General features: G+C 60.1%; 20 protein-coding genes, 1 riboswitch and 1 other annotated feature. Of the genes, 17 read left to right on the plus strand and 3 right to left on the minus strand.

The window, feature by feature from the left end; all coding sequences use genetic code 11:
- Positions 1 to 242 precede the first annotated feature (242 nt).
- The gene (locus G5253_RS07900; protein ID WP_266134149.1) at positions 243 to 2,432 is read right to left on the minus strand and encodes an ExeM/NucH family extracellular endonuclease; all 2,190 of its coding nucleotides are present in this window, start codon (positions 2,430 to 2,432) and stop codon (positions 243 to 245) included.
- A gap of 296 nt (positions 2,433 to 2,728) precedes the next feature.
- A riboswitch (cyclic di-GMP riboswitch) is annotated at positions 2,729 to 2,814 on the plus strand.
- A 115-nt stretch (positions 2,815 to 2,929) separates the two neighbouring features.
- Here G5253_RS07900 and G5253_RS07905 point away from each other — a divergent pair.
- Together G5253_RS07905 and G5253_RS07910 are read left to right on the plus strand one after the other, a co-directional pair.
- Complete coding sequence (locus G5253_RS07905; RefSeq protein WP_410170574.1) at positions 2,930 to 5,968, plus strand: glycosyl hydrolase family 18 protein; 3,039 nt, start codon at positions 2,930 to 2,932, stop codon at positions 5,966 to 5,968.
- A 139-nt stretch (positions 5,969 to 6,107) separates the two neighbouring features.
- Positions 6,108 to 7,052 (plus strand): chemotaxis protein CheV, encoded by a 945-nt coding sequence (locus G5253_RS07910; RefSeq protein ID WP_216951924.1) that lies wholly within the window; start codon positions 6,108 to 6,110, stop codon positions 7,050 to 7,052.
- 76 nt (positions 7,053 to 7,128) lie between these two features.
- Here the strand turns inward: G5253_RS07910 and G5253_RS07915 are convergent, their stop codons facing one another.
- Complete coding sequence (locus tag G5253_RS07915) at positions 7,129 to 8,283, minus strand: flagellar assembly protein FlgT (protein ID WP_103251879.1); 1,155 nt, start codon at positions 8,281 to 8,283, stop codon at positions 7,129 to 7,131.
- 207 nt (positions 8,284 to 8,490) lie between these two features.
- Here G5253_RS07915 and G5253_RS07920 point away from each other — a divergent pair, with 207 nt between their 5' ends.
- Together G5253_RS07920 and G5253_RS07925 are read left to right on the plus strand one after the other, a co-directional pair.
- Positions 8,491 to 9,111, plus strand: a complete 621-nt coding sequence (locus tag G5253_RS07920; protein WP_005338718.1) for a FlgO family outer membrane protein — start codon at positions 8,491 to 8,493, stop codon at positions 9,109 to 9,111.
- A gap of 10 nt (positions 9,112 to 9,121) precedes the next feature.
- Complete coding sequence (locus G5253_RS07925; protein ID WP_064338605.1) at positions 9,122 to 9,547, plus strand: LPP20 family lipoprotein; 426 nt, start codon at positions 9,122 to 9,124, stop codon at positions 9,545 to 9,547.
- A gap of 77 nt (positions 9,548 to 9,624) precedes the next feature.
- Here G5253_RS07925 and pheA read toward each other — a convergent pair whose 3' ends face one another.
- The gene (pheA, locus tag G5253_RS07930) at positions 9,625 to 10,797 is read right to left on the minus strand and encodes a prephenate dehydratase (RefSeq protein WP_266134148.1); all 1,173 of its coding nucleotides are present in this window, start codon (positions 10,795 to 10,797) and stop codon (positions 9,625 to 9,627) included.
- Between the two features lie 38 nt (positions 10,798 to 10,835).
- Positions 10,836 to 10,957 (minus strand) — a sequence feature (Phe leader region).
- A 170-nt stretch (positions 10,958 to 11,127) separates the two neighbouring features.
- Here pheA and G5253_RS07935 point away from each other — a divergent pair.
- The 13 genes from G5253_RS07935 (at position 11,128) to G5253_RS07995 (ending at position 22,423) form a co-directional block, all read left to right on the plus strand.
- Positions 11,128 to 11,739 carry an HAD family hydrolase gene (locus G5253_RS07935; protein WP_266134147.1) on the plus strand — a complete coding sequence of 204 codons (612 nt, stop codon included), beginning with the start codon at positions 11,128 to 11,130 and terminating at the stop codon, positions 11,737 to 11,739.
- Between the two features lie 18 nt (positions 11,740 to 11,757).
- The gene (locus G5253_RS07940; RefSeq protein ID WP_266134146.1) at positions 11,758 to 12,036 is read left to right on the plus strand and encodes a DUF6482 family protein; all 279 of its coding nucleotides are present in this window, start codon (positions 11,758 to 11,760) and stop codon (positions 12,034 to 12,036) included.
- A gap of 79 nt (positions 12,037 to 12,115) precedes the next feature.
- Entirely contained in the window at positions 12,116 to 12,952 is an 837-nt protein-coding gene (locus tag G5253_RS07945) for a hypothetical protein (RefSeq protein WP_266134145.1), read from the plus strand.
- A 106-nt stretch (positions 12,953 to 13,058) separates the two neighbouring features.
- Positions 13,059 to 13,631 (plus strand): DUF3157 family protein, encoded by a 573-nt coding sequence (locus G5253_RS07950; protein WP_266134144.1) that lies wholly within the window; start codon positions 13,059 to 13,061, stop codon positions 13,629 to 13,631.
- Between the two features lie 188 nt (positions 13,632 to 13,819).
- A complete protein-coding gene (locus tag G5253_RS07955; protein WP_216979351.1) occupies positions 13,820 to 14,470 on the plus strand; it encodes a porin family protein in 651 nt (216 codons plus the stop codon).
- Positions 14,471 to 14,650: 180 nt separating this feature from the next.
- Positions 14,651 to 15,598 carry a YbgA family protein gene (locus G5253_RS07960; RefSeq protein ID WP_266134143.1) on the plus strand — a complete coding sequence of 316 codons (948 nt, stop codon included), beginning with the start codon at positions 14,651 to 14,653 and terminating at the stop codon, positions 15,596 to 15,598.
- A 67-nt stretch (positions 15,599 to 15,665) separates the two neighbouring features.
- Positions 15,666 to 16,553 carry a MerR family transcriptional regulator gene (locus G5253_RS07965; RefSeq protein ID WP_266134142.1) on the plus strand — a complete coding sequence of 296 codons (888 nt, stop codon included), beginning with the start codon at positions 15,666 to 15,668 and terminating at the stop codon, positions 16,551 to 16,553.
- Positions 16,550 to 17,971: a deoxyribodipyrimidine photo-lyase gene (gene phrB / locus G5253_RS07970; protein WP_266134141.1), complete on the plus strand. Its 1,422-nt coding sequence runs from the start codon at positions 16,550 to 16,552 to the stop codon at positions 17,969 to 17,971. The genes G5253_RS07965 and phrB overlap by 4 nt, the downstream gene beginning before the upstream one ends.
- A gap of 1 nt (position 17,972) precedes the next feature.
- Positions 17,973 to 18,401 carry a nuclear transport factor 2 family protein gene (locus G5253_RS07975; RefSeq protein WP_043819061.1) on the plus strand — a complete coding sequence of 143 codons (429 nt, stop codon included), beginning with the start codon at positions 17,973 to 17,975 and terminating at the stop codon, positions 18,399 to 18,401.
- The gene (locus G5253_RS07980) at positions 18,398 to 19,132 is read left to right on the plus strand and encodes an SDR family NAD(P)-dependent oxidoreductase (RefSeq protein WP_236349757.1); all 735 of its coding nucleotides are present in this window, start codon (positions 18,398 to 18,400) and stop codon (positions 19,130 to 19,132) included. Before G5253_RS07975 ends, G5253_RS07980 begins: the two co-directional genes overlap by 4 nt.
- Positions 19,129 to 20,388: an NAD(P)/FAD-dependent oxidoreductase gene (locus G5253_RS07985; protein ID WP_266134140.1), complete on the plus strand. Its 1,260-nt coding sequence runs from the start codon at positions 19,129 to 19,131 to the stop codon at positions 20,386 to 20,388. Before G5253_RS07980 ends, G5253_RS07985 begins: the two co-directional genes overlap by 4 nt.
- Positions 20,385 to 21,167, plus strand: a complete 783-nt coding sequence (locus G5253_RS07990; protein WP_216951913.1) for a DUF1365 domain-containing protein — start codon at positions 20,385 to 20,387, stop codon at positions 21,165 to 21,167. Before G5253_RS07985 ends, G5253_RS07990 begins: the two co-directional genes overlap by 4 nt.
- Entirely contained in the window at positions 21,167 to 22,423 is a 1,257-nt protein-coding gene (locus G5253_RS07995) for an SAM-dependent methyltransferase (RefSeq protein WP_266134139.1), read from the plus strand. Before G5253_RS07990 ends, G5253_RS07995 begins: the two co-directional genes overlap by 1 nt.

Below are 22,423 nucleotides of genomic sequence, written 5' to 3' on the forward strand. Positions count from 1 at the left end.
TATAGCTCAGCTGGGAGAGCGCTTGCATGGCATGCAAGAGGTCCGCGGTTCGATCCCGCGTAGCTCCACCAAATTCTTGTCACAAGAAGCAAAAAGGCCACCGCATCGCGGTGGCCTTTTTGTTTTCTCCATCATTTATTTTCTCCATACGTCCGCGCCTTTCATTTGTAAATCCAATGACCTGAATGAAAAAGCCCGCGAGAGTCGCGGGCTTTGCTTGCACTATTCAAATGCGCCTGTGGTTAACGGCGACGTCGCCAGGCCAGTGGCAACAGGGCCAGCAGGCCGAGTCCCAGTGCACCACCGCCTGAGGAGGTGTCCGGTTTGGTGGCATCGCTCTCCAGTCTCAGGTCGACGATGATGGGATCATGGTCGGAGGCACTGAAGGGGTTGTCAGACTTGAGCAATGTGCCGGTGTACTGGCTGCCGTATTCGAACAGGGAGCTCTCGAAGGAGTTGATGTGCCAGTCGGCGACACCTGCCACCTTGCTGGCCAGCGCCGGGTTGGCGAGGGCGTAGTCCAGGGTGCCCAGCTCCCCGTCGTAGCTGTAGGAGATGGCTTTCTCCTTGTTGAATTTGACGTTGAGATCGATCAGGCCGTAGCTGCGAGTCACTTCGCGACCGAGCTGTTCATAGGACTGATCACCGATAAAGGTGTGGGAGGCCGATACGATCTTCCGCTCGCTGGTGGCCGGGTTGTAGTCGGTCAGTACCCGGATCGGATCTTCCTTGGCGTAGGAGTTGAAGTCGCCCACCAGCAGCACCTGGCCCGGCAGTTTGCTGACTGCCTCACCCAGCACCTTGGTGGCAGAGACCCGGAACTCGGTGCACTTGCCCTGCAGGTCGGCCGGTTCTGTCTTGCCATCGCCATTTTCGTAGCAGCCTGACCCCTTGGATTTGAGGTGGTTGACCACCAGCGTCAGCGGCTCCTTGCTCTTGGCGAGGGTGAAGGTCTGAACCAGAGAATCGCGCTGACCGGCTGTCTTGGCCACACCACCTGTGGTGTAGCGCTGCTCCGGCAGCTTGATGACGCTGGCATCTCCGCTGGGGGTGAGCAGGGCAGGACGGTAGATCATCGCCACCATGATGGCGTCTCCGCCGAAGAACTTGCCATCGGTAAGGGCAGTGACCGGCAGACGCACATAGGCGTAGTGTTTGCTCGCATCCTTCTGCTGTTCGTTGAGGCGGGTCACCAGATTGTTGAGGGCCGAGTTATCCTCGAAGCCGTTGTTCTCCATCTCCATCAGGCCGAGCAGATCGGCATCCATTGCGGTGATGGCATTGACGATCTTGGTGCGCTGCTTCTCGAACTCGGGCTGGCTCTTGGCACCCCGGTTGCAACCTTTGGCGTTGTCGGCATCCGCCTGATCCTTGCACAGGATATTGAGTGCGCCGCCAATGCTGGAGTGACTGGTGAAGTAGTTGAGTACGTTGAAGCTGCCGATCCGCAGATCGCTGCCAGCGAGGCGAGCTGGCGCGTCTTGACGATCCTCTTCAGGGCTACGCAGCAGAGCACCGGCAGTCAGGGTGATATCGCTCGGTACTACCAGACGGAAGGCATCCTTGTTGTATACGATGACCCCCTCCAGCCCGGTCAGTTGATCACCGATGCGCAGATATCCCTGATCGGCATCCCAGCTCGGGAACCAGGGCAGTACGCCATCCGGTGCTTTGTAATCAGACTCAACCACCAGACGGTTGCTGCCATTTTGGGTGGCCAGTGCGACAGCGTCCGCACTGTTGGCAACATGAAGTTGGGTCGGTTTGATCAGCGGGGTTTTGTGGGCCAACTCTACGTTGTTGCGATAGACCTTGTAGTCGAAGCCATAGTTGCGGGTCAGGTGCAGGTCACTGCTGCTGTCGAGACGTACCCGCATCCCTTCGTGGCGATTGAGCGCTTGAGCCAGCGTCTCCCCTTCATTGACCTGCAGTACGCTGGTCGGCACATTCAGCCCTTGTGCGGTGACTTGCAAGTGGGCTTTTTTGGTGGCCTTGTCGACTAACGGGGTCAGCTGGGTGCCGCCGTAAAACTCTTGCACCTGTGCTTCCAGACAGACTTCGCTCCCCGGTTTGACGTCTTTATATTTGGTCGCGAAGTCCTTGTCGTTCAGATAGACAAAGATGCCATCAGAGGTGGCTGGATTGCCATCGCCCACCGGGTCGGTCAGATAGAACCCCTTGGTCAGACTTTGGCCCAGCGTCGTCACGATACCGCGAACGTTGAAGGTGCCCGGGCTGATTTTACCGGTCACGTTACCGTTTTTGTCGGTCACGGTCTGGGTGGCCAGCGCGCTGGCGGAGCCTGTGCCCTGAATGGTCGGGATGGGAGTGAGTTGAGCCGGATCGGACGGGCAGACAAATGCCGCATGGGCGCCTGAGGATGCAAGTGCCAGCCCCACGGCCAGCGACAGCAGGGTACGAGTACCTTTCATAGGTGTTCCTTTTTTATTTTTGCCAGTGATTCCATAGCCTTGGCTCGTTGACCAAGGGCGCGCATTGTCACATTTCTGGCATGTCATACCAGTGAGCCAACGCACATTCCAGGGATACAAACGAGCGCAAAGCAGCTTTTTTTGACTTGGCTAACATCTTGAAGTTACTGATAAAAGACCTATCAAGTGCGTCGGTGAGAAAGTGTGATCCTGCCGGCAACCACATATTTTTCTTCGAGAATGAAGATTGAGACTCAGCTGGTTGATTCCTATACTCGGCTTGTTCCTCACGGAACCCAGGTAAAGGGCAAACCGGTCGAGATGCCGGGACGCAATGCCTCCGGTCTTCAGAGCGTGCGATCCAGATAGCGGGGCTTCCCAGGGTGAGGGTGACGTTTGTGGCAGGTCCATTGCCAGTTGTCTGCGCCCATCACGCAGGTTGCGCTTGTTCTTTGCCTTGGTGACCAATGCCAAGACAAAACAAGGAAGATAACAATATGCAACAGACCCTAAGGCCCAGCAGGCTTGCCATGCTGGTGGCTTTGGCTGCCATGCCCGCCTGGGCACAGGCCGCCTATCCCGCCTATCCCGCCTATCAGGCCGGTACTGCCTACAAGGCCGGCGACATCGTCAGCAACGTCGGCAATCTCTATGAGTGCAAAGAATTTCCCTACTCCGGCTGGTGCGGGGCCTCGCCCTATCACTACGCTCCCGGAGTGGGTGTGGTCTGGGCCGATGCCTGGAAGCTGTATGGCGGGGACGTGCCGCCACCGGCACTCGGCGTAGCCGTCAGCTCGCCAGCTGCCGGCGCCAGTTTCAACGAGGGGGCCAGCGTCGCGCTGGCGGTGACCCTGAGCGGCCCGGTGACGGCGCTGGTTCGGGTGGAATACCTCATCAACGGCAAGCTGGTCGCCACGGCGAGCGCCTCGCCCTGGAACGGCAGCTGGAGTGCCGCCGGTGTCGGCGCCCATGCCCTCAAGGCACGGGCACTGGATAAAGATGGCAAGGTGCTGAGCGAGGCGGATTCGAGCTTCAACGTCGCCGCCGTGGTGGCGCCGGAGGCGCCCAAGGTGAGCATCAGCAGTCCGGCCAGCGGCGCCAAGGTTACCCTGGGTCGCAGCGTGGCGGTGAGCGGCAACGTCACCGATGCCAACAACGACGTCGCCAAGGTCGAGCTGTTCGTCGATGGCAAGAAGGTGGGCGAAGACACCAGTGCCCCCTGGCAGGTGAACTGGACGCCCCAGAGCAAGGGGCTGGCCGGCCTCAAGCTGGTGGCGACCGACAAGGAGAACCTGAGCGGCGAATCGAGCCAGGTCGACGTACAGGTGGAAGAGGCAGCCCTGCCGCCCACCGGCGGCAACCTCTCCTGCGACATTCGCCAGATCTACCGCCCGGACGGCTACGAGTGCATGGGGGATGACCACGCCCGTCGGGTCATCGGTTATTTCACCTCCTGGCGTACCGGCAAGAACGGCTTGCCCTCCTATCTGGTGAGCGACATTCCCTGGGACAAGATCACCCACATCAACTATGCCTTCGCGGCGGTGGACGAGCAGAGCCACACCATCAAGGTGGACGACTCGGCGACCAAGATGACCTGGGACGGCGTGCCGGGTGCCGAGATGGATCCGGAGTTTGCCTACAAGGGCCACTTCAACCTGCTGTCGAAGTACAAGAAGCAGTATCCGGACGTGAAGACCCTGATCTCGGTGGGGGGCTGGGCCGATACCCGCGGCTTCTATACCGCTACCACCAAGGGTGACTGCTCTGTCAACAATGACGGCATCAACGCCTTTGCCAACTCGGCGGTGAGCTTCATCCGTCAGTACGGCTTTGACGGGGTCGACGTCGACTACGAATACCCCACCTCCATGAAGGATGCGGGCAACCCCAACGACTTCCCGCTCTCCAACCAGTGCCGTGGCAAGCTGTTTGCCAACTACAAGGTGCTGATGCAGACCCTGCGCAGCAAGCTCGACAGCGCCGGCAGCGAGGATGGTCGCAAGTACATGCTGACCATCGCCTCGCCGGCCTCGGCCTACCTGCTGCGCGGCATGGAGAACTTCCAGGTCACCCAGTACCTCGACTACGTCAACCTGATGACTTACGACTTCCACGGCGCTTGGAACAACTTCGTCGGTCACAACGCCGCCCTGTTTGACAACAAGGCGGATGCCGAACTTGCCCACTGGGGCGTCTATACCCAGAGCCAGTTTGGCGGTATCGGCTACCTCAACGCGGCCTGGTCTGCCCACTACTTCCGTGGCGCCCTGGCGGCCGGCAAGATCAACGTGGGCGTGCCTTACTACACCCGCGGCTGGCAAGGGGTCAGCGGTGGCACCCACGGCCTAGCCGGCAAGGCAGCCCTGCCGAGCCAGAGCGATTGTCAGCCGGGCACCGGTGGCAGCACCATTCCGTGCGGCAACGGGGCGGTCGGCATCGACAACATCTGGCACGATCTCGACAAGAACGGCAAGGAGATCGGCGGTGGCGCCGTGCCCATGTGGCATGCCAAGAACCTGGAGAACGCCGCCAGCCTGGGTATCACCACCATGCCGAGCTACGGCCAGGCCTGGGGGCTGGATCCCAACAACCCGGCCCACGTGATGCAGGGCAAGTACGTGCGTTACTACGATGACAAGGCCCACGCGCCCTGGCTGTGGAATGAAGAGAAGAAGGTGTTCCTCTCAACCGAAGATGAAGAGTCCATGGGCCACAAGCTCGACTACATCATCAAGCGCGGTCTGGGTGGCGTGATGTTCTGGGAGATGGCGGGTGATTACGCCTTCGATCCGGCCAAGAACGAGTACGGCATGGGCAGTACCCTGACCACCCTTGCTTATGAGAAGTTTGCCAAGGCAACCCCGTACAACACCAAGCAGAATGATCTGGCCACGCCGAGTGCCCAGCTCGATATCCAGGTCAGCCTCTCCGGCTTCAAGGAAGGGGACTCCAACTACCCGATCAACCCGAAACTCAAGCTGGTCAACAAGTCGACCCAGACCATTCCGGGCGGCGCGCGCATCGAGTTTCTGGTGCCCACTTCCACCTCTGACACCATCACGGATCAGAGTGGCATGGGCCTGAAAGTGGTGGAGAGCGGTGGCAACGACAATTCGGAAGGCATTGCCAATGAGAAGGACTTCCACAAGGTCGCCATGAACCTGCCGGGCTGGCAGACTCTGGCGCCGGGGGCCGAGATTGAAGTCGCCATGACCTACTACCTGCCCGCCGCTGGCGTGCCGAGCGGTATGCGCATCATCAGCGGCAGCCAGACCATTGGTCTCAAGGCCGAGTTCCCGACCCTGCCGGAGGCTGTGCTGGGCTCGGGTGGCGGTGAGAATCCGGGCACCAGCTGCAGCAGCCAGAACGTCAATCCGGCGGCCTACAAGGCCTATCCGAGCTGGCCGCAGGGGGATCATGCCAATGGCGGTGATCGCATCACCCATAACAAGGTGGTGTGGCAGGCCAACTGGTGGACCAGCAGCGAGCCCAAGGCAACCGATGGCAGCTGGAAGTCTGTCTGTAGCTATTGATTTTAAAATCAATGAGATAAGTGAGGCTTCGGCCTCACTTTTTTTATCTGGTTGGTCACTCTGGTTGAAAATGCGCCTGCCTTTCCTGGCGGGCAGCCTCTATACTAGAGTCGATTAATAATCAGATGGATATCAGCGTATGGCGAGTATATTGGATTCCGTTGATCAACGAACTCAACTGGTGGGTGAAAACCGCCTCGAGTTGTTGATGTTTCGTCTCGGCACCCGTCAGATGTTCGCCATCAACGTCTTCAAGGTGAGGGAAGTGGTGAAGTTGCCCCATCTCAGCAAGATGCCGGGCTCCCATCACAATATCAGCGGGGTGGCCAATATCCGCGGCACCTCGATCCCGGTGATCAACCTGCGCAGTGCCATTGGTATGCGCCCCATGCCCATCGACAGTGAATCAAACCTCATCATCACCGAATACAACCGCACCATTCAGGGCTTTCTGGTGGGGCAGGTGGCCAATATCGTCAACATGACCTGGAAGGATATCTTGCCACCGCCGCGCTCCGCCGGGCGCGCCAATTACCTCACCGCCATCACCCGCATTCCGGAAGATGGCGTCGATCAGATTGTCGAGATCATCGATGTGGAGAAGGTGTTGGCGGAGATCATCACCTATGACATCCGCATCTCCGAAGAGGTGCTGGATCGGGAGATCCTGCCCGAGATGCACGGCCGCAAGGTGCTGATCGTCGATGACTCCAGCACCGCCCGCACCCAGGTGCGTGAGACTCTTGGCCAGCTGGGACTCGAGGTTATCGAGTGTCAGGATGGCTTGCAGGCGCTGACCCTGCTCAAGGGGTGGTGCGATGCTGGCAAGAAGGTGACCAACGAGATCCTGCTGATGATCACCGATGCCGAGATGCCTGAGATGGACGGCTACCGGCTGACCCACGAGGTGCGCAGTGATCCGCGCATGTCCGATCTCTTTATCACCCTCAATACCTCCCTGAGCGGCAACTTCAACGAAGCCATGGTCAAGAAGGTGGGTTGTGATCGCTTTATCTCCAAGTTCCAGCCCGACCTGCTGGTGGGCGTTGCGCAGGAGAGGTTGCGTCAGGTGTTGGGAAACTGACCGATACCAATCCACTGGTGAACCATAACAACGGGAAGCTCGGGAGATGCCGTAAGCGCCGGTAACTCTCTGGCACCTATTCCAATACTGCCAAATCCCCATTCTGGATGTTAAACGGCGAATATTTGTTCTGGCTGCTGATGATGGCGCCATCGTCGAATACCTGCACCACTTCGAACAGGCCGTCGGCTGGGTTGCGCATCATGCGGGACTTGCCGTAGGGGTCGATGAAGTCGGCGTTGTGCTGGATCCTGAACTGGTCGCCGAGTTTGACGCCGTTGCGCCGCCCCAGATTGATGTAGGGGCCACGTTCGTTCTGGCCTACCACCCGGGCGGTGACCGGGGCGCAGGTGAGCTGGGCTACCAGATCTTGAGCCGCCTGCTGCAACTGGTAGTTGACCTCCTGGCCATAGCTCGATTGCCAGAACTGGCCGCTGCTGCTGCCCACCTGTTCCCGCTTGCCAAAGGTCCAGGTGGCACGTCCTTCGTAGACCTTGCGGTTGATCAGACTGCCGTTAATACCGTCGAACAGGTAGAGCTGCATGCGAAAGTTGCGCACCGGATCCTCATACCAGCTGGTCAGCTGGTTGCCCTGCGGCTCTATGGAGAGATCGTCGATGCTGCCGAGCACCAGATACTGGCTGTCGGTACGCAGGCTGAGCGCCTTGATCTCCTCGAGGGCGCTGCGATCCCCCTGTTGCAGATGGAGCGGATCGATGCGCAGGTTTTCATCCAGCCACTGGCGCACCGCGACCCCTTGCGGCGCATTGGCGAGGGTCTCGAACAGTCGTCGCGAGAGGTTTTCCGGCATGTCGTCCATGGCGCCGTAGCTGGCTTGGTCCGGATAGCGCATTCGCAGCCTGACCAGTGTCAAATCCTTGGCGAAGTGCTGGGTCTGGCAGATCTGGCGTTCGGCCTGAATGTCGGCCACTAGCGTGATGTACATGCGGCCGTTGCGCACCTCTTCCCGCTTGAGCCGGTATTGGCGAATGTCGCCGCCGGAGCGGATCTGGATCTGCTCGGATCGCAGGCTGCCATTTTCCAGACGCTGGACGCTGGAAACGGCCGCGCCGCTGGCCAGCAGCGCCTGACGCAGGGCGTCGCGGGTCGCCTGCTCGCGGGCATAGACCTCATCGCCCCCCAGAATGGCGGCGCTGCCCTGCGCTTCGATAAGCTCGGCTCGGGCGCTCAGGCTGGCCAGCAGCAGGGTCAACAGCAGCGGTAATTTCATAGCAGATACCTTGAGTTGGCGGGCAGCCGCGCCATTTTGAGGAAATGGCGCCTGCTGGCCGACATGGATCACAACACGTTCCAAGTGGCAGCGCACGTTGGCGCTGACGATGTTCATTAAAAAAGCAAGAATCATGCCTCATTCCCGGCTCAAGCTTTGTCCGGCGCGTCCGATAACAAATCAGGTGCAGATACAGGAAAGGTATCCATGAACAAACTCATCACGGCGTTGGCGCTCGCCCTGGCATTGACCGGATGCGGCTCCGACCCTATCAATCGAGATCAGGGTGACCCCCGCCAGGCGGCGCAGGGGATGGAGCTCAACTGGCTGGTGGCGCGCATGACCGATCAGTTGATGGAGCGCAAATCACTGACCACCCTGACCGAGCCCATCGCGGTGGCCTCTTTCGTCGATCTCGATACCCTGCAGGATACCAACTGGATGGGGCAGCAGATTGAGGAGAGCTTTATCTACGAGCTCAACCGCCGCGGCGAGGTGGTGGTGGACTTCAAGCTGACCGGTAGCATCAAGGTGACGCCGCAGGGGGACTTCGTGCTGAGCCGCAACTATAAGGAGCTCTCTTCCCGTTTGCCGATCTCCCGCATTCTGGTCGGCACCTTCAGCCGCAATAGCAAGGGGATCCTGGTCAACGCCCGCGTTATCGACATGCGCACCAAGATGGTGGAGACCACAGCCCAGAGCCTGATCCCGCAAAAATATCTGTTCGGTGCCAACAACTCGTTTGGTCGGGCATCGATCAATCGCGGTTATTTGATGCGTGACAGTCAGGCTAGGCCGGGCGGTCATCTAGTCAACCTGACCCCGTGAGGAGCGAGTCATGAAGATCCTGTTTGGTTGCCTGTTGGCTCTCTTGCTCACCGGTTGCAGCGGTAACCGGGTGGTGGATTACACCCAGGGTGGCAAGCCCGATGATTTTCCGGTGCTCAAGGCGGTGGGTTATGCGGTGATCGACATCCAGCCCGGCCCCTCCCAGCCGGAGAAGATGCTGCAAGCCATTCGCGCCTCCAAGATGGATGCCTATCGCGAGCTGGCCGAGCAGCTCAATGGTCAGCAGGTGCGCGGCCAGAGCAGCTACCGCGACTTGACCCAGACCTCCAACTCGCTGGATGTGTCGGTCGCCGGTGTGGTGCGTGGTGCCCGGGTGGTTGCCTCCTATCCGCGCGGCAACACCTATGCCACCGAGATGGAGCTCGATACCCGTGCCCTCTACAACATCAACCAGCTGATGGCCGGTCAGTTCTGAGTTGATGGGCTTGCCGTGAAAACCGGCATCAAAACAAAAGGCGAGCAGGATGCTCGCCTTTTGTCGTTGTGGGCTGGTTAGCTCCCCATCAGCACCGGCGGCACTGCGGTGGGTTTCACATCCTCACTCGGGTAGCAGCCAAGCACCTTGATATAGCGGGTGATCTTGGTCAGCTCCACCAGTGCGGCCTGCATCGCCGGGGTCTGCAGGTTGGCGGAGACGTCGAGGTAGAACATCTCTTCCCACGGGTTGCCCTGCACTGGACGGGACTCCAGTTTGGTCATGTTGATCTCGTGGTTGCGCAGCACCAGCAGCGCCTCGACCAGCGAACCTGGTTTCTGGGAGGTGGACATGATGAGGGTGGTCTTGGCCGGGATCTGCGGCGCCACGTCGATGGGCTTGCGCGCCACCACGATGAAGCGGCTGTAGTTCTCTTTCTGGTTGGCGAGCTGCTCGGCCAGCACGTCCAGGCCATAAAGCTCGCCACCGGCGGCGCTGCCGATGGCGGCGGCCTCCGGGCTGGCCAGTTCTTTCACCTTCATCATGGCACTGGAGGAGGAGTCGCAGATCTCGTGGCGTGCCCCTTCCAATTTGCTCAGATAGTGGGAGCACTGCTGGAACACCTGCGGGTGGGCATAGAAGGTTTTGATGCGACTCAGCTCGGTCGGCACGGCGGTGAGGATGCAGTGCTCGATGGGGTAGGTGAGCTCGCCGACGATGGAGAGGCTGGTGTGTTGCATCACGTCATAGACTTCGTTGATAGAGCCAGAGCTGGTGTTTTCGATGGGCAGCACGCCGAAGGCGGCGCGACCCGACTCCACCGCATCCAGTACTTCACGGAAGTTCTGGCAGTTTACTTCGATCACCTGATCCTTGTAGCGCGCCAGATATTTGCGGGCGGCCAGGCTGGAGTAGGAACCGCGCGGCCCAAGATAGGCGACGCTGGTCATCGGCTCCTGCTGCTCCGGATTGAGCAGGCTTTGCAGATAGGCCTGCTGGGAGAGCACAGAGTCTTCGATGATGGTGTGGTAGATGCGGGTGATGTACTGAGCATCAAGCCCCAGCACGCGCCCTTGCTGGATCAGGGCGACCAGCAGCTCCTGCTCCCGCTGATGGTCACGGATGGGGCGTGGGTTGGCTTGCTTGGCTCGGGCAACCTCGATGCTGAGGGTCTTGCGTTTTGCCAGCAGGGCAAGCAGCTCCTGATCCAACCGGGTGATGTCTTGTCTGATCTCGTCGAGCGTTGCCATGATTGTTCCCTATCCAAGTAATCGATTGATATTAATGCAAAAAAAAGCCTCCGCTAGGGGAGGCTCGATTCGTCTTTGCTTTCTGTTCACACGACGACAGGCCTTCCCTCAAGCGGGCCGGATAAACGAGAAAGCAAAGAAGAATGGTGCGTGCATAGGTGTGTCCTTGAAGTAACGTCATAACCATTAAGGGATTTGCCGGTCTGATGCAAGTAAAACTTGCCCGCGGGCGGGGATGGGGGCAGGGTATCCGGTTAAGAAAATGGCGTATGAGCGATCTTCTATTGACTCTGTTTTGATGACTGACACCCAGTGGGGGAGGTAAAGACGATGGCGATTATTTTCGATCTGGGACGGGTGGTGGTGAGCTGGGATCCGGTAGGCATAGTGCATTCGGTGCGTGGCCCGCAAGGAGCCGAACAGTTGGCTGAGCTGCTCTTTAACCACCCGGACTGGCTGGAGGTGGACAGAGGCACCATGTCGCTCCACACCATGGCCCGGGAAGCGCAAGCGCGCACTGGCCTCTCGATGGCGGAGAATCTGGCCATTTTACAGGCAGTTCCCGCTTCCCTGCTGCCAGATCCCGCTATGCTAACCCTGATAGCCGAGCTGCACGGGGCGGGGCACACCCTGTATGCCCTCTCCAACATGGGTCATGCCAGCATCGACTGGCTGGAGCAGCATCAGGATTTCTGGCGCTTCTTCAGCGGCAAGGTGGTCTCGGCACGGGTGCGGATGATGAAGCCGGAGCCGGATATCTACCGCTATCTGCTGGTGTCGTTCGATCTGAAACCGGCAGAGTGCATCTTCATCGATGACAGTCCCGCCAACATCGCGGCCGCCGAGGCCCTCGGTATCAGGGGGATCGTCTTTACCGACGCGGCGAGTTGCCGTCAGCAACTGGGTGAGTTGGGCTGTTTGCCTGTCACCGACAAGGGGTGATATCCCTCCAGGAGTACTATGGAGCATGGCCGGTTTCGCAATTGGCTCAGTCACTATCCCGAGGCAACCCTGATTATCGCCTGCAAGGATGGCAGCGGTTATCAGCTCTGTATCGAAGCAGAAGGGGAGTATCTCTGTCTGACCGACAGCGAGGGGGAGCACCTGACCTTCACCTCGCTGGATCAGGCGCAGGGCTTTTTGCGAGCCCATCGGGTACATCAGGCCAGATTGCGAGTGTATGACGCTCAAGGTGTTGATTTTACGGATGAATCACGCGAAATAATCATCAAGTTTTAATTTTAACCTGACTCTGTAAGGGCCTATTCAGCTTGTTTCCCGCACAATAAGCCACCTGTTTATCATCCGGAGCTGTTTAATGGATGCCAATGTTGTTGTCTTGAATCAGGGATATGATCACTCTTTTCAAGCCAGGGAGCTGCAGCTGATTGAGCGACTGGCAAATTTTGACGAGCTGATAGTCTCTTTTTCGGGGCGGTTGGAATCCTGTTACAGCATCGATTTGTGCCGTGCCAGCGGGATCAAGATCCGCGCCATCACCCTCGATAATCCGACCCGCAGCCGCAGTGAGGTGGCTCGGGCCCGCCGTTATTGCCAGCGTTATGGCATCGATCACTGGGTCATCAAGAGTGACGAAATCATCTTTTGCGATCGCCTGCCGAATATGGAGGGGTTGATCGATCCGGTTCGCCGCATTGGTGAGTATGTGCAGGCTCGTCCGGAATGGGCTCATCTGCCGTTGCTGGTTCCGGCCGCGGTGGAGGAGCGTGATGACTATCTTGCCCAGTTCGGCTCACTGCCTGTCAACACCATCTGGTTTTTTGCCGATAACGGGGTGATGAGCCGTGATTTTCGCTATGGCTTCAACAAGCGTCAGCTCGGTCGTTGGGGCAAAGGGAGCAACGGTTGTCTCAGCAATCGCTTCACCAATCCACGGCAGTTGAAGCAACGTTATCTACGAATGGTGGATCAGGCCGAACAGATGCTGGCCGACATGGGGCTGGATGAGGCGCAGGTCTTTTTCCATACCCTGTGCGACTGCTCTACCACCCTGGCCCGGGTGCGTCTGCCCGAGCATCAGCGTGCTCAGGCCTTTGATATGCAATCGGATATTCTCTCTGCCCTCAAGAGGACCGAGTTCGATCTGGTGACTCTGGATATGGCGCACAAAGAGCGGCACGATCTTGCCATCTAGCCCGTGGGCAAGCGACGCCGGAGCCAGAACGTGAGTGCTGTCATAGGCAAGGGGTGGCGGGACTGTTTATACTGTCGCCCTTTCACCTGTTGCCGAGCTTCGCCCTATGAAACCCTTCTCCCGTCTGCTGATTGCCCTGTGCCTCTCCCCCGTGTTGGCGCAGGCTGCCCCTCTTTCTCAGGTGACGCTGCCCGATGGTCGGCAGGTTCAGCTCAACGATGACTTTACCTGGGAGTATCTGGTGGTCAAACCGGCCGAGTCCGTACAGGGCGTGGCTGCTGATGGGAAGGCTGGGGCCGTGGTGGCCGTTGCTGCTCCGGTGCTGACCGATCAGGCCAAGGCCAACCCCGAATTGCTGTCACAAGCAGCACGCGACGGTGTGGTGGTCAAGCTGGACAAGATCGAGGGATCTGACCCGCTGGTGCTGACCTTTATGGTGAGCAATACCGGCACCCGCAATGTGGTCGGGGTGCGTGGCATGGTGACCCTGTTCAGTGCTGACGGAGTGCAGCTGAGCCGTCAGGAGGCCCGTTTCTGGGTTGCCGAGAACCGCCTGCCGGAAACCTATCTGCGCAAGGGGCAAGTCCGTCCGTCGTTGGCCCTCGAGATCCCCCGTCCTGCCGGATTGACCGGGCAGCCCTTGGTCAGGGTCGAAATTGATGAGGTGGTCTTCCGCTGATTTGGTGTTGTCCGGCCCATGCAAACCGATTGGGCCGGCAATTTGTTACCCCTGACATCTCGGGAAATATCTGCTTACATCTGACATGGTTTTGCAACAGCTTGCCGCTCGGCAAGCCGGGATGCTGACCGCACAATGACTCCATACCAGCTCGCTAGCAACGGGCCCAATCACATGGAGTTATCATCATGAAAAAAGCAACTGTATCTCTTCTGGTTCTGGCCGGTTTCGCCTCTACTTCCGCTCTGGCACAGGATGCGTTCAGCTACGCAAAGGGCGGTTTGACCTGGGCGCACACCAAGTCTGATTACCTTAGCCAAGACAGCGCTGCATTTCCCCGTGATGCTGCCAGCAAAGGTACCCGTGATTTTGGTGGTCTGAGCCTGGACCTCTCAAAGAGCTTTGGCTCCAACTTCTACGGTCGTGCCGGAACCGAATTCACCTCCCGCAACGACGGCAATGACAGCATGTCCATCTCCAGCCTGGGTATCGGTGTCTTTACCCCGCTGAGCACAGGACTCAATCTCTATGGCGAAACCGGTTTGATGGGCTATCAACTTGAGCGTGAGCTGGCCAAGAACAACAAGGGATGGGACGAAGTGGCTCGCAAGGATAGTGGCAGCATGTACGGTGAAGTGGGTCTGCGCTACGACATCGGCGACATCGAGCTTTCCACGGCTTACCGTTACGCCAACATGACCGACGATATGCATGACTTCAAGGTAGGCGGTGCTTACAAGCTCAACCAGAACTGGGCGCTGACTGCCGACTACACCTATCGCAGCTGGGATCTGCAGAAAGGCTCCATCTCCAGCCTGGGTGTGAAGTACAGCTTCTGATCCTCCTTCCAGTAGTCCGTAGTGTCTTGATTTTTACCCATGGCGTTCGCCATGGGTTTTTTCGTTTTCCGGTGATCTCTTTTTTCTCCTTGTGTCGTATCAGTCGGCAATAGTTATACAACTTCCATTTTTTTGTATAACTGCTATAACTGAATCAAGACTTATACAAGGAGTGCCATCATGTACAAGATTAAAGTCGGTATCAGTGCTTGCCTGCTGGGACAAGAGGTGCGTTTCGACGGGGGCCATAAGCGCTCCAGCTTCTGCGAACGGGATCTTGGCGCTCACTTTGACTATCACCCCGTCTGCCCCGAGATGGCTATCGGTCTGGGGGCGCCCCGTGCCGCCATCCGGCTGGTCAAGCGCAACGGCGAGATCCGTGCCGAGGCGAGCAACGGTAGTTTCGATGTCACCCAAAAGCTGATTGCCTTCAGCGAGCAGAAGGCCCGTCAGCTCGACTTCATCTCCGGTTATATCCTCTGTGCCAAATCACCCAGCTGCGGTATGGAGCGGGTCAAGGTCTATGGCGCCAACAACGAGGGGAGCGCCAAGGAGGGGATCGGCCTCTTTGCCAAGGCGTTGATGGAGGCCAACCCCCTGCTGCCGGTGGAAGAGGATGGTCGGCTCTGTGATCCCATCCTGCGGGAGAACTTTGTGCTGCGGGTCTTCGCCTACCACGACTGGCAGCAACTCTGTGCCCGCGGTATCACCGCCTCTGCGCTGATCCGCTTCCACTCCCGCTACAAGTATCTGGTGCTCTCCCACGCAACCACCCACTACCGGGCGCTCGGCAAGCTGCTCGGCAATCTGGGCAAGTCCACCAATTTGCAGGAGGTGGCTGACAACTACATCAAGGGATTGATGACCGCGCTGACCCTGCGGGCCAACCGTCGCAGCCACACCAATGTGCTGATGCACCTGCAGGGCTACTTCAAGCGGGTGCTGACCCCGGCCCAGAAGCAGGAGCTTGCCGATACCATCGACAAGTACCGCACCGGCATCTTCCCCTTGCTGGTGCCGCTCACCCTGATCCGCCACTACCTGCGCGAGTACCCCAATCCCTATCTCGCCGAGCAGGTTTATCTCAATCCGCACCCCGATACGCTCAAATTGCGTTACGGACTCTGAATCCGTTCTGTTGCCCCGGTGCATGATTTGCACCGGGCGCTTTACACCTCTGTTTGATGGACGTTGTATGTCTGATTTATCGCAAGAAGTTGCTCATCTCGCTGATGAGGGGATCTACCCCATTCGCGAGGTCTCCCGTCTCACCGGCGTCAACGCCGTGACCCTGCGCGCTTGGCAGCGCCGCTATGGTCTGGTGCAACCGGCCCGCACCGAAAAGGGCCACCGCCTCTACAGCGAGCAGGATATCCGCCAAATCGGCGAGATCCTGAGCTGGCTGGAGCGGGGAGTGAGTATCGGGCAGGTGAAGGGGCTCCTGAGCGAACCCCATTCCGAGCCGGTGAGCGATCACTGGCAGCAGACTCTGGAGCAGTTCAGTCAGGCGTTACTCGCCTTCAACCAGCGCAAGGCGGAGGCTGAGCTCAACGATTTGCTGGCTAGCTACCCGTTCGAGCTGGTGCGCAGCCGGGTACTGCAACCGCTGGTGGAGCGGCTGCTGGGGTTGTGGCGCGAGCGGCCCGATGGCGAGCTGCTGCAACAGGTGTGGCTGGGCTGGTTCCATACCCGCTTCGCCCGCCACCTGATCGAGCAGGAGAAGGGCGTGCCGATCACCTTGGTGAGCTGGGGACAGGTCGGCCCCCTCGATCTGGTGTGGGCCGCTTACGAGCTGATCGGTCAAGGCTATGAGGTGCAACTGCTGGGAGCGGTAGAGCCTCGCCATGCCAGCTTGCTGGAGGGGCGTGCCGTTACCCCCTGGCTGGTACTGCTGGGAGCTGGTCTTGGCAAACCGGAGCTGGCCGCCGGGTGGCCTGCAGGCACGTGCCTGTTTGGCGAACTGGGCCGTCTCTACGATGATGAGTGGCTTAAAGCACACGGCTGGCAGGCGAGCCTTGCCGAGCTGATGGCGAACGCGCCTGCTGCGGCTGGCGCCAGCGGACGCGGGAGGAAAACGTCATGAGACTGGTCTGGTTGCGCAACGATCTGCGCCTTGCCGACAACCCGGCGCTACGCCATGCCTGCGCCGGTGATGAACCGGTCGCCGCGCTCTTTATCATCTCTCCTGCCCAGTGGCGGCAGCACAAAATGGCCCCCGTCCGTCAGCGCTTTGTGTTGGCGCAGGTGGATGAGTTGGGGCGCGAGCTGGCGGCCCTTGGCATTCCGCTTCATCTGCTGCGAGTGGAAACCTTTGCCGAGGCGCCCGCTGCGCTGGCAGACCTCTGCCGCGAGCTGGGGGTGACCCAGCTCTACGCCAATCAGGCTATCGAGATCGATGAGCAGCGCCGCGATCACGCCGTCAGCGCCGTGCTGGCAGAGCAGGCGGTGAGTTGTCACTGGCTCAACGGCTGCTGCATGTTGCCACCGGGGCGGGTGCTGACCGGGTCGGGTGAGATGTTCAAGGTCTTCACTCCTTTTAGCCGTGCCTGGCTCAAGGCCCTCGACGAAGAGGGGTTTGTCATTCATCGCGCGCCCACTGCTCGTGGTGAGCCGCTGCCGTGGCAGCCGCTGGCCGAGCGGGACTTCGTCGATGCCGCCCTTGGCGAACTGACGGCAGACCCCCGCTGGCCTGTGGGCGAGGTGGAAGCTCTGCGTCGTTTGAACATTTTTCTGGAGCAGGCAGTGCTCGACTATGGCGAGACCCGGGATTTTCCTGCCATCGCGGGCACGTCCGTGCTTTCCCCCTATCTGGCGGCGGGCATCATCAGTCCTCGTCAGTGTGTGGCGGCGCTTCAGCAGCGGCTTGGCTATCGGCCCCAGTCCAAGGCCCAGCCCGGCTTTGTCTGGCTCAACGAACTTATCTGGCGCGAGTTCTATCGCCACCTGCTGGTGCTGATCCCGACTCTCTCCATGAATCGCCCCTTCAAGCCCGAGACGGCGGACTTGCCGTGGAGCTGGGATCCGGATGCCTTCGCCGCCTGGTGTGAGGGACGAACCGGCTACCCCATCGTCGATGCGGCGATGCGCTGTCTCAACACCACCGGCTGGATGCACAACCGGCTGCGGATGATAGTGGCGAGCTTTCTCACCAAGGATCTCCATATCCACTGGCGGCTCGGGGAGGATTACTTCATGAGTCGGCTCATCGATGGGGATCTGGCGGCCAACAACGGCGGCTGGCAGTGGGCGGCGGGCACCGGCGCCGATGCGGCGCCCTACTTTCGGGTCTTCAACCCCACCACTCAGGGGCAACGATTTGATCCACAAGGGGAGTTTATCCGTACCTGGGTAACTGAACTTGCCGATATTCCCGCCGCTTATGTGCATCAGCCCCACGACTGGCTGCGACTCAAGGGGCGACAGGATTATCCGGCACCCATGGTGGATCACGCCGTTGCCCGGGTGAGAGCCATCGAGATGTTTCGTTCTCTGGAGAAATAGCATGAACGAGCCGCTGGCCCGCTTTATTGGCCTCTATCAGCAACTGGACAAACAGCAGTTGCATCGATTGCCCGAGGTCTATGCCGAACAGGTGGTCTTTACCGATCCGGCCCACCGCATTGAGGGGCTGGCGGCCCTTGGCGACTATTTTGCCGCCCTCTATCAGCGCCTCGCCTACTGTCGTTTCGTCATCACCAGTCAGCAGCAGCAAGGGCCGCAGGCCTGGCTCGGCTGGACCATGACCTTCTCTCACCCCAGATTGCGTGGTGGTGAGCCGGTGACGGTGGAGGGGGCCACCCGCCTCGAATTCGACGAGGCGGGCAAGGTGTGCCAGCACCGGGACTATTTTGACCTGGGCGCCATGCTCTACGAGCAGTTGCCGCTGCTTGGGCCCGTGGTGCGCACCATCAAGATGAGGCTTGGCGCATGAGCGGCCGGGTGCTTATTACAGGCGCGACTTCCGGCATCGGTCGCCAGTTGGCGCTGGATTACCGGCGGGCAGGCTGGCAGGTTTGGGGTTGTGGCCGCGATGGCGAACGGCTGCAGGCGCTGGGGCTGGATGGCGTCACACCGTTACAATTTGATGCCCGGGATCTGGCCGCTATGAGCGGGGTGGCTGCTACGCTGCCATTCCTCGATCTGCTGATCCTCAACGCAGGCAACTGCGAGTACATGGATGTGGCTGAGGGGTTTGACAGCGAGCTGTTTGCCCGGGTGATCGACACCAATCTGACCGCCACCGGTCATGCACTGGCCGCCTTCTTGCCGCTGCTCGGGGCGGGATCGCGCCTTGCCATCGTCAGCTCGTCGGTGAGCTGGCTGCCGCTGCCGCGGGCCGAGGCTTATGGCGCTTCCAAGGCAGCCCTCGACTATCTGGCGGATACCTTGCGCCTCGATTTGGCCAGCAAAGGGATCGGGGTGACCCTGATCCGCCCCGGCTTTGTCCAGACGCCGCTCACCGCTAAAAATGATTTTCCCATGCCCTGTCTGGTGACGGTGGAGCAGGCCTCCCGCGTCATCATGGACGGGCTGACCGCTGGTCGTCACCAGATCCACTTTCCCCGCCGTTTCATCTGGTTGTTGCGCCTGCTCGGTGCGCTGCCGGTGGAGCTCTGGCTGCGCCTTGGCCGCGCACTCGTATCGAAAGGAAGCCATTCATGAAGAAAAAGATCGCCATCGTCGGTTCAGGGATCTCGGGGCTCACCGCCGGTTTTCTGCTCCACAAACTCCATGACATAACCCTGTTCGAGGCGGCGCCGACTCTGGGGGGGCACACAGCCACTGTCGATGTGAATCAGGCTGGCCGCAGCTATGCCATCGACACCGGCTTTATCGTCTTCAACGATCGCACCTACCCCAACTTCTTGAAGTTGCTGGCACGGATCGGCATGGCGCGGCAACCGGCCGAGATGAGCTTCTCGGTGAAGAGCCCGGAGGGGCTGGAGTATAACGGCCATAACCTCGACACCCTGTTTGCCCAGCGCAGCAATCTGTTGAGCCCCCGTTTCTACGGTTTTGTTGGCGAGATTTTGCGCTTCAACCGGGAGGCACGGGCCTGGCTGGCGGATGGTCAGCATCAGGGGGCTGGCCCCGAGCTGACCCTGGGGGACTTTCTGCTGGCGGGGGAGTTTAGCGACTACTTCGCCCGCCACTACATCTTGCCGATGGGAGCGGCGATCTGGTCATCGACCCTGGCCGATATGCGCGCCTTCCCCCTTGGCTTCTTCCTGCGCTTTTTTGCCAACCACGGCCTGCTGGATGTGGCCAATCGCCCCCAGTGGTACGTGATCCCGGGTGGCTCGCGGGAATATATCGGCCCCCTTACCGCGGGTTGGCAGTCGCAAATCCGCCTCGCCTGTCCGGTGCAGAGCGTACGGCGGGACGCGGATGGCGTGGTGATCCAGAGCAGTTACGGCGAGGAGCGGTTTGACGAGGTGATCTTCGCCTGCCACAGCGATCAGGCGCTGGCACTGCTGGCGGATCCCTGCGAGCGGGAGCAGGCCATCCTCGGCGACATGCCCTATCAGGCCAACGATGTCTGGCTCCACACCGATGCTAGCTGCCTGCCCACCCGCCGCAAGGCATGGGCCAGCTGGAACTATCAGCTCGATGGCAATGACGAGGCGCGGCCACTGGTGAGCTACAACATGAACATCCTGCAGGGGGTGAACTCGCCGGAGCCCTTCTGCGTCAGCCTCAACCCCAAGGGCAAGGTGGATGAGAGCAAGGTGCTGCGCCGCTTCGTCTACCACCATCCGGTGTTCAATCAGGCCTCTATTGCCGCCCAGCAACGGCGTGCGGAGATCTGCGGCCAACAGCACACCCACTTCTGCGGTGCCTACTGGTACAACGGCTTCCACGAGGATGGGGTGCGCAGCGCGCTGGATGTCGCCAGGCGCTTCGGGGCCGAGCTATGAATGGCGCCACCGTGGCCACCGAACATGAGGGAGCCGACGAACTGGCTGGTGTTACCAGCGCCATCTGGCAGGGTTCGGTGCGCCACCGCCGTTTCGCGCCGCGGCCCCACGCCTTCTCCTACAGCCTCTTTATGCTGGGACTGGATCTCGACGAGCTGCCGCAGCTCGATCAGGGGCGCTGGTTCGGGGTGGAGCGCTCGGGGCTGCTCTCGTTTCACCGCCATGACTATCTCAAGGGCAGCGAGGGGAGCCTCAAGCAGGCGGTGTGGCAGAAGGTGAGCGAGCTGGGTGGTGATGCCGAGCCCGAGGGGCGGGTACTGCTGCTCGGCAATGTGCGCTGTCTCGGGTTCTACTTCAGCCCGGTCAACTTCTACTTCTGCTACCGGCAGGGAGACGCCCGCTATCTGCTGGCAGAGGTCTCCAACACCCCCTGGAACGAGCGTCACTACTACCTGCTGGATCTGGCGGCGCTGGCACCCCATGACAAGGATTTTCACGTCTCCCCTTTCATGGGGCTGGCGATGCGTTATCACTGGCGGATCAGGCCGCCCGCGCAGGAGACGCTGATCCATATCGAGAGTCATCCCGTATCCGGTGAAGCCAAGTTGTTTGACGCCACCCTGGCGCTCACTCGCGAACCCTTGTCGCGCAAGGGGCTGGTGGCCCTGCTGGCCCGCTGGCCATGGATGACCATGAAGGTGCTGCTCGGGATCTACTGGCAGGCCCTGCGTCTTTTTATCAAACGAACCCCGATATTTACCCATCCGGAGAGCCGCTAATGGAACTTGCTCAATCAACCCTCTCTGCCTCTTTCATCGACAAGGGGGCAAGGCAACTGCTGCTCAATCTGCTGGGGCGCCTAGAACATGGCCAGCTGCTGCTGCGGGATGGCGGTAAGCGCCACAGCTTTGGCGTGGCGGGCACCGATCTGCATGCCGAACTGGTGGTGCAGGATCCCGCCTTCTATCGCCGCCTGTTGCTGGGGGGCAGCATTGCCGCCGGGGAGACCTGGGTGGAGGGGCTCTGGACCAGCCCGGATCCGGTGGCGTTGGTACGGCTGCTGGCTCGCAACCTGACTCTGCTCGACTCCCTCGAGCGGCGCTTAGGCTGGCTCAGTTTCCCCTTCAACAAGGTGCGCCACTGGCTCAACCGCAATACTCTAACCGGTTCGCGCTCCAACATCGCCGCCCACTACGATCTCGGCAATACCCTCTATCAGGGTTTTCTCGACAGCCATATGCAGTACTCGAGCGCCATCTATCCGAGCGCCGAGGCTACTTTGGAAGAGGGGCAGCAGGCCAAGTTGCGCACCATCTGCGAACGACTGGAGCTGGGGCCTGACGATCATCTGCTGGAGATCGGCACCGGCTGGGGCGGCCTCGCCGTCTATGCCGCCCGCCACTATGGCTGCCGGGTGACCACCACGACTATCTCCCGGGCCCAGCATGACTATGCCAAGGAGTGGATTGCGCGGGAGGGGCTGGGGGATCGCATCACCTTGCTGCTGGAGGATTACCGCAAGCTTGAGGGCACCTATGACAAGCTGGTCTCCATCGAGATGATCGAGGCGGTGGGCCACGCCTTCCTGCCCGACTATTTCCGCCAGCTGTCGCGGCTGCTCAAACCCGGTGGTCGCCTGCTCATTCAGGCCATCACCATCGCCGATCAGCGCCACGCCCAGTATCTGCGAGGGGTCGATTTTATCCAGCGCTATATCTTCCCCGGTGGCTGCCTGCCCAGCGTTTCCCAGATGGCGGGGTTGCTGGCGCGGGAGACCGACATGCAGCTGGTGCGGTTGCACGATCACGGTCATCACTATGCCCGTACACTGGCTCACTGGTGCGAGCGGTTTCTGGCGTTGGCACCCGAGATGCCCAAGCTCGGTTACAGCCAGGATTTCATCCGGCTGTGGCACTTCTACTTTGCCTATTGCGAGGGGGGATTCTGGGAGCGCACCATCAGTCTGGTGCAGCTGGAGGCCGCCAAGCCGGGGCCCGCTGGCTGGTCGGGTGATGTGCCAGTAAGCGGTCACTGA

The sequence above is a fragment of the Aeromonas sp. 602658 genome (genome assembly GCF_049173005.1).
GTDB lineage: Bacteria > Pseudomonadota > Gammaproteobacteria > Enterobacterales > Aeromonadaceae > Aeromonas > Aeromonas veronii_A.

What these genes read in the sequence shown, in the direction of transcription:
- G5253_RS07900 (WP_266134149.1), bottom strand. Translation starts at nt 2,432, where the DNA reads ATGAAAGGTACTCGTACCCTGCTGTCGCTGGCCGTGGGGCTGGCACTT.
- G5253_RS07905 (WP_410170574.1), top strand. Translation starts at nt 2,930, where the DNA reads ATGCAACAGACCCTAAGGCCCAGCAGGCTTGCCATGCTGGTGGCTTTG.
- G5253_RS07910 (WP_216951924.1), top strand. Translation starts at nt 6,108, where the DNA reads ATGGCGAGTATATTGGATTCCGTTGATCAACGAACTCAACTGGTGGGT.
- G5253_RS07915 (WP_103251879.1), bottom strand. Translation starts at nt 8,283, where the DNA reads ATGAAATTACCGCTGCTGTTGACCCTGCTGCTGGCCAGCCTGAGCGCC.
- G5253_RS07920 (WP_005338718.1), top strand. Translation starts at nt 8,491, where the DNA reads ATGAACAAACTCATCACGGCGTTGGCGCTCGCCCTGGCATTGACCGGA.
- G5253_RS07925 (WP_064338605.1), top strand. Translation starts at nt 9,122, where the DNA reads ATGAAGATCCTGTTTGGTTGCCTGTTGGCTCTCTTGCTCACCGGTTGC.
- pheA (WP_266134148.1), bottom strand. Translation starts at nt 10,797, where the DNA reads ATGGCAACGCTCGACGAGATCAGACAAGACATCACCCGGTTGGATCAG.
- G5253_RS07935 (WP_266134147.1), top strand. Translation starts at nt 11,128, where the DNA reads ATGGCGATTATTTTCGATCTGGGACGGGTGGTGGTGAGCTGGGATCCG.
- G5253_RS07940 (WP_266134146.1), top strand. Translation starts at nt 11,758, where the DNA reads ATGGAGCATGGCCGGTTTCGCAATTGGCTCAGTCACTATCCCGAGGCA.
- G5253_RS07945 (WP_266134145.1), top strand. Translation starts at nt 12,116, where the DNA reads ATGGATGCCAATGTTGTTGTCTTGAATCAGGGATATGATCACTCTTTT.
- G5253_RS07950 (WP_266134144.1), top strand. Translation starts at nt 13,059, where the DNA reads ATGAAACCCTTCTCCCGTCTGCTGATTGCCCTGTGCCTCTCCCCCGTG.
- G5253_RS07955 (WP_216979351.1), top strand. Translation starts at nt 13,820, where the DNA reads ATGAAAAAAGCAACTGTATCTCTTCTGGTTCTGGCCGGTTTCGCCTCT.
- G5253_RS07960 (WP_266134143.1), top strand. Translation starts at nt 14,651, where the DNA reads ATGTACAAGATTAAAGTCGGTATCAGTGCTTGCCTGCTGGGACAAGAG.
- G5253_RS07965 (WP_266134142.1), top strand. Translation starts at nt 15,666, where the DNA reads ATGTCTGATTTATCGCAAGAAGTTGCTCATCTCGCTGATGAGGGGATC.
- phrB (WP_266134141.1), top strand. Translation starts at nt 16,550, where the DNA reads ATGAGACTGGTCTGGTTGCGCAACGATCTGCGCCTTGCCGACAACCCG.
- G5253_RS07975 (WP_043819061.1), top strand. Translation starts at nt 17,973, where the DNA reads ATGAACGAGCCGCTGGCCCGCTTTATTGGCCTCTATCAGCAACTGGAC.
- G5253_RS07980 (WP_236349757.1), top strand. Translation starts at nt 18,398, where the DNA reads ATGAGCGGCCGGGTGCTTATTACAGGCGCGACTTCCGGCATCGGTCGC.
- G5253_RS07985 (WP_266134140.1), top strand. Translation starts at nt 19,129, where the DNA reads ATGAAGAAAAAGATCGCCATCGTCGGTTCAGGGATCTCGGGGCTCACC.
- G5253_RS07990 (WP_216951913.1), top strand. Translation starts at nt 20,385, where the DNA reads ATGAATGGCGCCACCGTGGCCACCGAACATGAGGGAGCCGACGAACTG.
- G5253_RS07995 (WP_266134139.1), top strand. Translation starts at nt 21,167, where the DNA reads ATGGAACTTGCTCAATCAACCCTCTCTGCCTCTTTCATCGACAAGGGG.